Raw genomic sequence first — 11787 nt, forward strand, 5'->3', positions numbered from 1 at the left:
CGATGTCAGTCATCGTGACGGCACGCTCACCTTTCTCGCCGAATAACTCGACGGCGGCGTCGAGGATCCGGGAGTCGACCGGTTCCTCGTCTAGTTCGCCAAGGATCAACTGCATGACACTGTCCACAATGCGACTGATCGTAACGCAACGCCACGACGCTATGTGCCCGACTTCGCTCGGGCGAGTTCGGAGCGTTGGCGTCACAGCCCCACCACGTACCGATTCCAAGCGCTACCCAAGCTTGATGGTGAACCGGCCGATGTCTACTGCCGACCTTGCCCGTGACGTACCGACCATGTTTGTGGCATGGCTCAGACTGTTGCTGCGTTTCGCGCTTGACATTGCCGACTGTCTATTGGTGGTTCGACCCACCGATTGGGCATGCGATATCGGGGATATGGAGATTCCAATGGTCGGGTCCGCAACGATCGCGGTTCACGTCACCGGTGATGTCGGCGCTCATGCCGGCGATGTGCCGAGCACCGACACCTCGGCGCGAATGTCACGTCTGTGACCGCCATTCACCGATCGCAGCCAGGGCTTGACGAGCGTTCGGCGATTCGGGAGATCGGCGGCTGGGGCCGCCGGTATCTGCGGTCTCACCCCTTGCAATCGCTGCAAACGGTGGGCGGGCAGGTGGTGTTGGGCGTACGGACAATCCAGTATTTCTTCGTCGACCTGTTCACCGGTCGTTTCATGTTGCGGGAATTCATCCAGCAGGCCGCGTTCATGGCCGCTACATCCTTTGTACCAACACTTTTCGTGACGATTCCAATTGGCGTCACACTGTCGATTCAGTTCAGTTTGCTTGCCGGCCAGGTTGGCGCCACCTCGTTGTCCGGAGCTGCTACCGGGCTTGCGGTGGTCCGCCAGGGCGCGCCCCTGGTGGCCGCGATTCTGCTGGCGGCGGCCGTCGGTTCGGCTGTGAGCGCAGACCTGGGATCGCGAACGATGCGCGAAGAGATCGACGCGATGGAGGTGATGGGCGTTTCGGTGATCCGACGCCTGGTTGTTCCCCGGTTCGCCGCAGTCATCATCGTTGGGATTGCCTTGACCGGGTTGACCTGCTTTGTCGGCTACATCGCCGGCTACATGTTCAACGTGTACATGCAGAACGGAACTCCGGGTTCCTTTGTGACTACCTTCGCCTCTTTTGCTACTGTCGGGGATCTGGCACTGGCTCTTGCGAAATCGATCGTGTTCGGAGCGATCGTCGCGATTGTTAGTTGTCACAAGGGCCTAGACACCCGCGGCGGTCCGGCCGGAGTGGCGAACTCGGTAAACGCGGCGGTAGTCGAAGCAATACTGCTGCTGATGCTCGTCAACGTCACCATGACGCAGCTCTACATCCTCATCTTTCCTCAACAGAGCCTCTAGCTGTGGCTGCAACGTATACGCTCCCCGGCTCTCGCCCGTTCATACACGCGGCGGGTGCGGTAGGCCGGACGGTGGCCAAGGCCGGCCACATGACGTACTTCTTCGGCCGGATTCTGACGTCAACCCCGATCACGCTGCGTCGGCACCGACGAGAATTCCTTCGTATTCTCTCCGATATCGCGTGGGGTAACGGTTCGATTGTCGTCGGTGGAGGGACCGTCGGCGTCGCGTTGGTGCTGGGATTCACCGCGGGCGCACTGATCGGCGTCGAAGGCTACAACGCGCTGAACCTGCTCGGCCTGGGTCCTGCGACCGGCCTGATTGCTGCGTTCGGTTCGACACGCGAACTGGCGCCCATCATGGTTGCCATCGCGTTCATCACCCAAGCGGGATGTCGCTTCACCGCGCAACTGGGCGCGATGCGCATCGCCGAGGAAATCGATGCCACCGACGCGCTGGCCATCAAACCCATCCCCTACCTGGTGACCACCCGGGTTGCGGCATCCGTCGTTGCGATCATTCCCCTGTTTCTGACCTGCCTGGCGGTGAGCTATCTGGCCTGCCTCTTGGTGGTCAGCGTCTCCGCCGGCCAATCGTCCGGCACGTATCTGCACTACTTCAGCTTGTTCGTGAGCGGTCGAGATGTTCTGTACGCGACGATAAAAGCCGTCGTCTTCGTGTTCGTCTCCTCGACGCTTCAATGCTATTACGGGTACTTCGCGTCGGGAGGCCCTGCGGGCGTGGGCATCGCGGCCGGACGGGCGATGCGGGCAAGCATCACCGTGGTCATCATCTTGAACATGTTGCTGACCATGGCACTGTGGGGGGTCGACACCGGCGCGAGGTTTGGCGGGTAGCCATGCCGAACTCATTCGATTACGACCCTCGCAGCCCGACTAATCCTCGGCTTTTCGTTGTGGGCGTGTGCTTCGTGCTGATCGCGGCCGCCACGGCCGCACTGATGATCGCGAAATCCGAAGGCCGACTTGACAAAGTCGTGCCGGTGAGCGCCGAGTTGATTAACGTCGGTGATGGTCTGCCGGCCAAGTCGGACGTGAAATTCCGCGGCGTTCTTGTGGGCAGCGTGTCCGACGTCGTCCCCGCGCGGGCTGGGCAGCCCAACATCGTCCATATCAACCTCACACCTGAATATGCCGCCGGGATTCCCAACACCGTGACCGCGCGGGTGGTCCCGTCAAACGTCTTCGCGGTGTCGTCGGTGCAGTTGGTCGACAACGGAAGGGGCTCGGCATCCCTGCGGCCCGACGCGGTCATCCCTCCGGATCAGAGCCTGCCCACGGTGCTGTTCCAGACCACGCTGACAAAGTTCCGCGAGTTACTTACCGCCGTGGGGCGCCAGCCGGCCGAAAACAGTATCGGAGTACTGGCCACCCTGGGTGAGGCCACCCACGGACGCGGCCAGAAGCTGACCGACGCGGGACGAGATCTCAATGAGATTGTCGCCCAACTGAATAACGTTGTTACCAGCGACCCTGGCCCGTCCACAATTTCAGCGCTCACCGCCGCCGCGGATGGCTTGCGCGCCACGGCTCCCGACCTGTTCGACGCACTCGGTAGCGCGGTACGGCCGATGCGCACCATAGCCGAGAAGCGGTCCGCATTAACCGATTTCCTATCCGCCGGGCTCGGCACAGTCCGAACACTGGGTGATGCCTTCGACCATCAGACCGACAGATTGCTGAACATCACCATCCAGCTGACGCCGGTGGTGGGCGTGCTGGCCGATAACGGCGGCCAGTTCCAGCCCATCTTTACTCGGCTGCAGAGACTCAGCGATAAATTCAACGAGGCGTGGAACCCCGACACAAACCTTTTCACCATCAAGGCGATCGTCTCGTTAACTCCTGACCGAACCTACATTCGTGGCGACTGCCCCCGTTACGGCGAATTAACGGGCCCGAGTTGTCAAACGGCACCCGAAGTGGCCACAGCCCCCGCGCTGATGCCCGCACTAGAGTCCATGGGGTTCCAGCCGCCCCCGGGGGTCTCGGAGAATCGTCCCAATTTGGCGCCGCCGCGCGATTCGGTGCGGCCGGCCCACGAGTCTTGGCCTTGGTTGCCTGGGCCTGCTTCTTCAACACCACCGCCAGCCCCTTCTGCCGAGGCCCCGGCCGCACCGTCGGACCCCGCCCCAGCGCTTCCGGCCGAGTCCCCACCACCGGCAGAACCCGGTCCGCCGGGTGGCGTTCAACCACAAGCGGCAGTCATCGGCGGCAATGTTGGGCCAGTGGGAAGCCAGCAGGAAAAAGGCCAACTGAGCCTCATCGTGGGTGGTGAAGCCAACACGGCCACGCAGTTGCTATTAGGGCCGCTGGTGCGCGGAACGACTGTTCACATTGCGCCTGATCCAGGAGGTGCTCCTTGAGCTACCGCAAGCCGTTGATCGGCCTGATTTTCTTTTTGATCATGGCGATCGTTGCGACGTGGATGGTGTTCGTCACGTTGCGACGCGAGGTTGCAGGCCCGACGAACAGCTATTCGGCGGTGTTCTCCGACGTTTCGGGGTTACATCCCGGCGACGACGTTCGGGTTGCCGGAGTCCGTGTCGGGCGTGTGGACCGAGTCAATTTGGAGGGCACCCTGGCCAAGGTCACTTTCCGAGTCCAGAAGGACCAGATCCTCTACGGCAACACCGTCGCAGCGGTGACATATCAGAACATCATTGGACAGCGGTACCTCGGTTTGTCCCCGGGCTCGCGGGGAGAACAGACACCGCTTGCGGACCGAAGTCAGATTCCCCTCGAACAGACGGAACCGTCATTTGACATCGCCTACCTGCTCAATGGCTTCGAGCCACTGTTCACCCTGCTGGACCCTCAGCAGGTAGATAACCTCACCAACGGAATCGTCCAAGCGCTGCAAGGGGATTCGGGTTCCATCTTGACGCTGATTACCCAAACATCGGCTTTAGCTGAACAATTCGCGGGGCCGGATCAGATACTCGGCGAGGTCATCACCAACCTCAACGACGTGGTGACGAACCTGGCTGCCCAGAACGCCGACCTGCAAACAGTGATCAGTCAAGCGCGCGACGTGCTGGTGGGTCTCGGAAGTCGCCGGGAGAAGCTAGTCGCGTCGGTGGGTTCGATCAGCGCGGTAGTCGGAAGGTTAGCGACAATCACAGACAATCTGTATCCCGATGTACACGAACTCATCCAACGCCAACCGGGAGTTGCCGCTTACCTCACCGGTGAGGGGCAGGCTCGCTTCGCCTACCTCGGGGCCAACCTGCCATTTGTCCTCAAAGGCCTAGCCCGTATCAGTCAAGAGGGAAGTTACGTCAATGCATACGCGTGCAATATCAACGTCACCGTCTTCGCGTTCCTCGGCAGGCTGATCCCCAGCGTCGTCCAACGCGCCACACCCGGCGGTGCAATCCAACAATCACCGATTTGCAGGTAACCACAATGTCCGATCGCCTCAAGCGCCCCATCGAGACCTACAACAAGATCTGGCTCGGGACTATCTCGTTGGCCGTAATCGCCACCGTCGTCGCGGCCACCCTGATAGTCGGCCACCTCTCCTTGGGGCAGACCCGATACCAGGCCGAGTTCGCCCAAGCCGCCTCCATTCGCCCCGGCGACCAGGTCACCATCGCCGGCATCTCCGTGGGTACCGTGGACGGCCTCAAACTGGCCGGTGACCGCGTCATCGTCGCATTCAAGGCTCGCAAAGACGTTGCGTTAGGCAGCGACACCCATGCAGCCATCAAACTGACCACGATTCTGGGATCCCGCTACGTTGAGTTGACCCCGGCCGGCGCCAGTGTCCTCAACCACCACACTATCCCGCTTGCGAACACGTCGGTTCCCTACGACCTGCAAAAAACCCTGGCCGATGCGACGACCACATTCGAGCAGATCGACGCCGATCGCATCGCCGAATCAATGAGCGTCTTGTCTCACAGCCTCGACGGAGTGCCCGAAGCTCTACCGCAAGCACTGGACAACCTCAAGTCGCTGTCCGCCGTCATCTCAGGACGCCGCGATCAAATCGGCACATTGCTGAGCAGCGCCGACACCGTCACCGCCATGATCCGTGACCAGCAAGCCAATCTCGGGTCACTGGTGTTGCAAGGCCGAGATCTGTTAGGGGAGGTCGTGTCCCGACGCGCCAAACTGCAGCAGGTATTGGCCAGCACCACCGTGTTAGTCGACACCATCAGCAAAATACTCAACGACCAACCCGCCATCAACGAAATGCTTACCAGTGTGCAGGATTTCGCGCGGATGATCGGCGCGCATGACGCCTTGCTGCGAAACATCTTACAAGCGCTGCCGCTGCCTATCCGCAATATCGCCAACGCCACCGGTACTGGAAACTCCGTCGACCTCAACGTCCCAGCCGGCTTCATGGCCGACTCGTGGATGTGCGCGATCAGCGGCCGAGCCAAACAGTTCAACCTGACCGAGTACTTCAAGGACTGCCAATGAGCCGCAAACGTGCGCTACTAACGGTCACGATACTGATCGCCGCCGCCGGCCTGGCCATCGCTGCGTTCACACTCATCCCGCGCGCCGGCAAGTCAATGGTGGTGACCGCGCAGTTCGAGGACAGCGTTGGACTCTACGCAGGCAATGCTGTTTCCGTACTCGGAATGCCCGTGGGAAAAGTAACCAGCATCGTACCCAAGGACACCTATGTCGAAGTAACACTTGAGATTCAGGATGGTGTCGACGTCCCAGCGGACGTTCAAGCTGTGACCGTGTCAACGTCGATTCTGACCGATCGGCACATAGAACTCACACCGGCGTACGGCGGCGGACCCAAGCTGAAGAACGGAGATGTGTTGGGCCTACCTCGGACTCGCACGCCCGTTGAGTTCGATCGCACGCTGGCGATGGTTGATAAGCTGTCACGCGCGCTCCGCGGAGACGGCCAGGGCCAAGGACCGCTGGCCGACCTGGTCGGTATCGGCGCCAAGATCACTACCGGCAACGGGCAGAACATCAAAACGACGCTCGATCAGCTGTCGCAGGCGCTGCGCCTCAGTGCCGACAACGGCGCCCACAGTAAGAAAGACATCCAGGCGATCGCCGCCAACCTCGCGCAGTTGACGCAGGCAGCAGCCGACAACGACACGGCCATCCGCGACTTCGGGTCGAACGTCCGCCAACTCAGCGACATCCTGGCCGATGAGGATCTGGGCACCGGGAGCACTGGAGCGACAATCAATCAGATTCTCGCCCAAGCGACGTCGCTGCTAGAACAGAACCGCAACGGGTTGAAGAGCACAGTTGCCGATTTCCAGACCATAACCAAGGCCATGACCGACTATCGCCGCGAACTTGTGGAATTCTTCGACGTGGCCCCGCTGGCAGTCGACAACGTGTACAACGCGATCGACAGTAATGCGGGCGTTCTGCGCGTGCATGGCTTAATCGACAAGACCATCTTCAATGGTCAGATGGCGAAAGAACTTTGCAACCTCATCGGCGATAAGCAGCTTGGATGCGCGACAGGAACCTTAAAAGACTATGGACCGGACTTCGGCCTCACCGGCATGCTCGAACTGATGGCCGGAGTCAACTAATGACGCCCGGTCGAAGCAACGCCCGTCGCGGCTTCAGATGTGCAGCAGCGACCGCAATGATCACGTTGCTGACCGGATGCGCGACCGGGTTGGAGACACTGCCACTGCCGGCCCCCGGGGGGACCGCGAACACTTACTCGTTGACTGCCGCCTTTTCCAACGCGTTGAACCTGCCAGCGAAGGCGAAGGTGAAGCTTAACGGCGCCGATATCGGTGAAGTCGATTCGATTCGGGCGCAGCACTTCACCGCCTACGTGAAGATGCGCATTCGGGCCGATGTTGCGTTGCACGCCGGCAGCACCGCCGAGCTCCGTTCGGCCACACCGCTCGGTGACATCTTCGTCGCGATCCGGCCCGCTCCTAACCAGATCGCCGATGCAGCGCTCCTGCGCGACGGAGACACGATCGCCCTCGACTCGACCGCCGCCGCCGCAACGGTCGAGGAATTACTCAGCTCGGCGGCGCTGCTGGTCAATGGCGGGGCAATCCGGCAACTGACGTCCATCATCAATGGCGCCGGTTCGGCGGTGGGCGGGCGCGGCGGTGAGGTCGCCAAACTGCTACACGAGTCGAGCACGCTAATAAGCCGACTAAACGCCCGCTCGGCGCAGATCCAGACCGCACTGCGCAGCACCTCCGAGTTGGCCAAAACACTTTCGGCGAACCAGAGCACGCTCAACGAGGCCATCGCCGCCGGAGGCCCAGCAACAAGCGTCATCGCCGACAACACCGCGCAGCTAGCCGATTTGATCGACGGCCTCGCACGTATTACGGGCCAACTCTCCCGATTCCCCTCCCTGCAAGGGACCGACACCCGCAGCCTGATCGCCGATATCAACAACCTGTCGGGCGCGTTCAACGACATCAGTACCGATCCAAATTTGTCGATGATGGCGCTCAACCGACTGATCGGCATCTTCATGAAATTCACCAATGGGACGTCGGCGCACGCCAACCTCGAGGTTCCGCAACTGGCAATCGGCGCTTGGCCCGATATGAACTTTCCCGGCGACTCGGGATTTCATATGCCCGACGGCACCGACTGGCACGCCATGGTCGGCAGCCTTAGATATGAATGGAACCTGTTGTTAAGCCGAACATTCGGGGCCCAGCGCGACAGCGGGCAAGGGCCCCCGGGATGACGACGCCGTCGAACGCGGCAGAATGGGCCGCTCGTCTGATCGTCGATGCCGTCCGCGCGGTGGCGCGACAGCGTATCGCCGTGTCATGCATCGGCCTTGTCCTGACCTTGCTCGTCGCAGGGGCATACGTCGCCGGGGTAGTGAACCTCAATCCGGCACACAACACGATCGCCGTGCGAGTGCTCTTACGCGAGTCGGGTGGCCTGTTGCCGAACCAAGACGTCACTCTGCGGGGATCGCCCGTCGGCCGCGTCGAATCGGTCACCTTCACCGACACCGGTGTGGCGGCGGTAGCGGCCATCGACGCCGGTGTGCAGATCCCACAAAACAGTCTCGTCCGCGTCTCAGCCCTATCGCCCGCCGGCGAACAGTATCTGGATTTTCGGCCGGTGGACGACCATGGACCGGCCCTGACCGACGGCAGTGTCATCGGCGATCACCAGACGACGATTCCGGTGTCGCTGGCGCAGCTACTCGGTGAAGCCGACGGTGCGCTGGCTCAACTGGATCCTGAGAAGCTCGCGGCCATCACCCGTGAATTACGGGTAGGACGCCAGGGGCCACAGAAACTGGCGGACATCCTCGACGGAGGCGCCTTCCTGATCACCACACTCGATTCCGTCCTGCCGGAGACCGTCAGCGTATTGCGCAATAGCAGGCTCGTCTTGACAACACTCGGCGACGTCAACCCCGGGCTGCACCGCACCTCGCAGAACCTGCAGGAAATCCTGACCGGCGTGAACACCATGGACGGCGGCTTTCGGACCCTCGTCGATCGCGGCAGTGCGCCACTGACCGAGCTTGACAACATCATCAACGACAACTCCGAGACCATGGTCCAACTGCTCGCGAACCTGGTGACTGTCGCGCAGCTCTCGTACGTCCGGGTTCCGGCCCTGCAAGCGCTGTTCCCAGCCACACGTGGCTCGGTCATCGACTCGGTGAGCAGTATCGTCCACGACGGCGGGGTGTGGGGACTCCTCAACCCCTACCCGCGCTACAGCTGCGACTACAACCTGCCGCGCCGGCCACCCTCATTGCCGGACTTCGTGGAGCCATATCGCTACACCTACTGCCCCAACCCCGACCCCAACGTGCTGGTTCGCGGTGCCGAGAACGCGCCGCGACCACCCGGCGATGACACTGCTGGCCCGCCACCAGGTTACCACCCACACGCACAGACCGACCCAACACCGTTGGGCCCCAACTCAATACCGACACCATACGGTGGGCCACAACTGCCCACAGAACCACCAACGTAGAGCCAATCAACCAGGAGATGCAGGCAATGAAGCGAACAAACACCAAAGACGTCTTCGAACAGCTCGCCGAGCACGACGACCCCCCCGACACCGAGACGCCAAATAACACATCCGAAACGGAAGCCGGCGAAGCCACCGAGGCGCCGGCGCAGGATGACGATGACGCTGAAGCGACCAAGTCATCGGAGCCGGGTGAGGACGCTAGCCACGAGACGCCGGCATCTTCTCGAGGCCACCGTCTGCTCCGTCGACTCCTTGTCGTGGCGGCCGGCGTTGTCGTCGTTGCGGCACTAGCACTGTCAGGCTTCCTCGGCTGGCAACTGAAACAGCGCGAGGACACCGCCGCTGCCGGCCGCGCCGCCCTTGCGGTAGCGCAAAGCTACGCCGTCACGTTGACTAGCGTCGACAACAAAAATATTGACGGGAATTTCGCTGAGGTGCTCAACGGCGCTACCGGCGAATTCAAAGACATGTACAGCCAGTCGGCCAGCCAACTGCGGCAAGTCCTGATCGACAACAAAGCCATGAGCACGGGCACTGTCGTCGACTCTGCAATCAAATCCGCTACCAAGACCAAAGTTGAAGTGTTGCTCTTTATCGACCAATCGATCAGCAACGTCGTGAACCCCGACCCCCGAATCGACCGCAGCAGGGTCAGGATGACGATGGAACTCGTCGATAACCACTGGCTTGCAAGCAAAGTCGACATCACCTAGCGCTATGACCCGACACAGGTAACGCAATGCATACGATTCGGCGGGCAGTCTTGGTTTCGGCGACGGTGGCCGCGCTATCGCTGCCAGCGGTGAACGCGGCCTCGGCGGAACCGGTATCCAATGGCGTCACCTACGCGGCCGCCCCAGCCTCGATTGCCGGTACCAGTCCAGATGGGTTGGGCACATGGAGCGTTCATTATCAACGGATCGACGGTGGCCAACCGAATATCGCCGCCGCAATCAACGATGACCTCGACGCCGAAGCGGAAGCACAGGTTTGGCAAAACACGTGGGACGCATCAACGACACACCGGTGGACGTTCGAATCGACCGGCACATTGTCATTCCGTCCGCTCACGATTTCCGCACTCTTCGTCGGTGAATACGACACGGATCTGCCCAACATGCCCTTCCATACAGTGGCAACTCGTGTATTCGACAGCCGAAGGGGCGTCCTCATCACCTGGAACAATCTCTTCCGCGACAAGCAGGCTGGCCTGACTCGGCTGTCCGAACAGACCACCGCGATTCTGCCGACCATCTACACGCTGCCACCCTCATGGAGATCCGGCGGCGAGACCAACCCGCTCGATATCAACTTCAAATACTGGATTCCAACGGCCGAGGGTATCGAGCTGCACTTCCCGGATCACCAGTTTGGACGAGGGCTCCCTGTGATCACCGTGCCGTGGGCGAAGGTGGCCGACCTCATCGCGCCTGAGTTCCTACCGATCACGGAGTGATACTCAGGGGCACTAGCATTGCAGGCGCCCCCAGCATTGAGTGCTTGACCCAATGCTCCAGCCGCTCGTCGCCGCCGGCGAATAACGGCCCGGGGTGGTCGTTCCAACGGCACCCCGCGGGAGGCGACGGTCGCAGCCTCACCGGTGCGGCGACCCTGCGCTACGAGGATCCGGAATACCGGCGAGCCACCGAGGGCCTCACGGGCATCAGACAACCGCGTCGGCCACTTCCGCACCACCGTCAGCCACGCCGCCCAAAGCGAAACCCCTCCTCGGCCAGAACACCAAGCGGGAGTCCGGCCCTATGCGTGGTCGCCACAACACCGAGCCGATCCGACTCGTCGGAAGTCGGCGCCCCACCGAGCAGGAAATCGATCGTCAGCAATCCACCCGAACCCGTCACGTCATCCTCAACGCCCGATCCGCCGGTATCAACCTGCGCATGGCATCGAGCTCACGCATGCTCGACGGGCATCGTCGAATCCGGGAAACGCACCGTTATACCGAGTCAGCGACGAAACGTTCTCACGTCGCGGGCTACAGCTACAACGCCGAGGTTGCACGCCAGGCGAGAACGAACAGCTGGGCTCACTACACCAGTCAAGTTCTCCGGACTCATTGGGCGGGTTCAGTGAGTCCGGGCCGCCACCTCATACCGTGGCGAACCCGTACCTATTCCGAGAGTTCTGATAACGCTCAATGCCAACTCGGTACGGCTTGCCGGATTTCCGGCCGACGTGCTCGAGGATGCCGAATGCCGGGGCGAAGCCGGCCCACAGCCGCTGGATCGGGTTGGTCACGTGCCGGTTGAACCGGGCCAACCATTGCGGTAGTTGCATACCGCCATCAAACTCGTAGGTCATGGCCTACCTCAAGCCTCCATGGTTCACCCGGACGATCTTCAACAAAATCGCGATGGCGACCGGCATCAGCAACAGCGAGACGCTGACCGTGACCAAGCGCGGCAGCATGGCACCGCAGCTGATCCCGGT

General features: G+C 61.5%; 11 protein-coding genes and 2 pseudogenes. 12 read left to right on the forward strand and 1 reads right to left on the reverse strand.

The features are described from left to right. The first annotated feature begins 245 nt into the window (after positions 1-245). Genes ACRDU5_RS23370 through ACRDU5_RS23420 form a run of 11 tightly spaced genes read left to right on the forward strand, consistent with a single transcriptional unit; the run spans position 246 to position 10795 of the window. Positions 246-515 (forward strand): hypothetical protein, encoded by a 270-nt coding sequence (locus tag ACRDU5_RS23370; protein ID WP_526617369.1) that lies wholly within the window; start codon positions 246-248, stop codon positions 513-515. 5 nt (positions 516-520) lie between these two features. Beyond that, a complete protein-coding gene (locus ACRDU5_RS23375) occupies positions 521-1378 on the forward strand; it encodes an MlaE family ABC transporter permease (RefSeq protein WP_526617379.1) in 858 nt (285 codons plus the stop codon). A gap of 2 nt (positions 1379-1380) precedes the next feature. Beyond that, positions 1381-2235, forward strand: a complete 855-nt coding sequence (locus ACRDU5_RS23380; protein ID WP_526617370.1) for an MlaE family ABC transporter permease — start codon at positions 1381-1383, stop codon at positions 2233-2235. Positions 2236-2237: 2 nt separating this feature from the next. After that, positions 2238-3764, forward strand: coding sequence for an MlaD family protein (locus tag ACRDU5_RS23385; protein ID WP_526617371.1), 1527 nt, complete (start codon positions 2238-2240; stop codon positions 3762-3764). Further along, positions 3761-4801, forward strand: a complete 1041-nt coding sequence (locus ACRDU5_RS23390; protein ID WP_526617372.1) for an MCE family protein — start codon at positions 3761-3763, stop codon at positions 4799-4801. The genes ACRDU5_RS23385 and ACRDU5_RS23390 overlap by 4 nt, the downstream gene beginning before the upstream one ends. Before the next feature lie 5 nt (positions 4802-4806). Beyond that, complete coding sequence (locus tag ACRDU5_RS23395) at positions 4807-5832, forward strand: MCE family protein (protein WP_526617373.1); 1026 nt, start codon at positions 4807-4809, stop codon at positions 5830-5832. Continuing rightward, complete coding sequence (locus ACRDU5_RS23400) at positions 5829-6932, forward strand: MCE family protein (RefSeq protein WP_526617374.1); 1104 nt, start codon at positions 5829-5831, stop codon at positions 6930-6932. Before ACRDU5_RS23395 ends, ACRDU5_RS23400 begins: the two co-directional genes overlap by 4 nt. Before the next feature lie 56 nt (positions 6933-6988). Further along, positions 6989-8074 (forward strand): MlaD family protein, encoded by a 1086-nt coding sequence (locus ACRDU5_RS23405; protein ID WP_526617375.1) that lies wholly within the window; start codon positions 6989-6991, stop codon positions 8072-8074. Then, positions 8008-9336 (forward strand): MlaD family protein, encoded by a 1329-nt coding sequence (locus ACRDU5_RS23410; protein WP_526617376.1) that lies wholly within the window; start codon positions 8008-8010, stop codon positions 9334-9336. The genes ACRDU5_RS23405 and ACRDU5_RS23410 overlap by 67 nt, the downstream gene beginning before the upstream one ends. Before the next feature lie 26 nt (positions 9337-9362). After that, a complete protein-coding gene (locus tag ACRDU5_RS23415) occupies positions 9363-10052 on the forward strand; it encodes an Rv1363c family protein (RefSeq protein WP_526617377.1) in 690 nt (229 codons plus the stop codon). 50 nt (positions 10053-10102) lie between these two features. Beyond that, on the forward strand, positions 10103-10795 hold the full coding sequence (locus ACRDU5_RS23420; RefSeq protein WP_526617378.1) for a DUF3298 domain-containing protein: 693 nt from the start codon (positions 10103-10105) through the stop codon (positions 10793-10795). A 707-nt stretch (positions 10796-11502) separates the two neighbouring features. On the opposite strand, the pseudogene ACRDU5_RS23425 reads toward ACRDU5_RS23420, so the two are convergent. Next, a pseudogene (locus tag ACRDU5_RS23425) lies at positions 11503-11634 on the reverse strand (nitroreductase family deazaflavin-dependent oxidoreductase); the annotation flags it as partial. A gap of 22 nt (positions 11635-11656) precedes the next feature. Here ACRDU5_RS23425 and ACRDU5_RS23430 point away from each other — a divergent pair. Next, a pseudogene (locus tag ACRDU5_RS23430) lies at positions 11657-11787 on the forward strand (nitroreductase family deazaflavin-dependent oxidoreductase); the annotation flags it as partial.

This window comes from Mycobacterium sp., assembly GCF_050701515.1.
Classification (GTDB): Bacteria; Actinomycetota; Actinomycetes; order Mycobacteriales; family Mycobacteriaceae; genus Mycobacterium.

What these genes read in the sequence shown, in the direction of transcription:
- ACRDU5_RS23405 (WP_526617375.1), top strand. Translation starts at nt 6,989, where the DNA reads ATGATCACGTTGCTGACCGGATGCGCGACCGGGTTGGAGACACTGCCA.
- ACRDU5_RS23415 (WP_526617377.1), top strand. Translation starts at nt 9,363, where the DNA reads ATGAAGCGAACAAACACCAAAGACGTCTTCGAACAGCTCGCCGAGCAC.
- ACRDU5_RS23385 (WP_526617371.1), top strand. Translation starts at nt 2,238, where the DNA reads ATGCCGAACTCATTCGATTACGACCCTCGCAGCCCGACTAATCCTCGG.
- ACRDU5_RS23395 (WP_526617373.1), top strand. Translation starts at nt 4,807, where the DNA reads ATGTCCGATCGCCTCAAGCGCCCCATCGAGACCTACAACAAGATCTGG.
- ACRDU5_RS23410 (WP_526617376.1), top strand. Translation starts at nt 8,008, where the DNA reads ATGGAACCTGTTGTTAAGCCGAACATTCGGGGCCCAGCGCGACAGCGG.
- ACRDU5_RS23400 (WP_526617374.1), top strand. Translation starts at nt 5,829, where the DNA reads ATGAGCCGCAAACGTGCGCTACTAACGGTCACGATACTGATCGCCGCC.
- ACRDU5_RS23370 (WP_526617369.1), top strand. Translation starts at nt 246, where the DNA reads ATGGTGAACCGGCCGATGTCTACTGCCGACCTTGCCCGTGACGTACCG.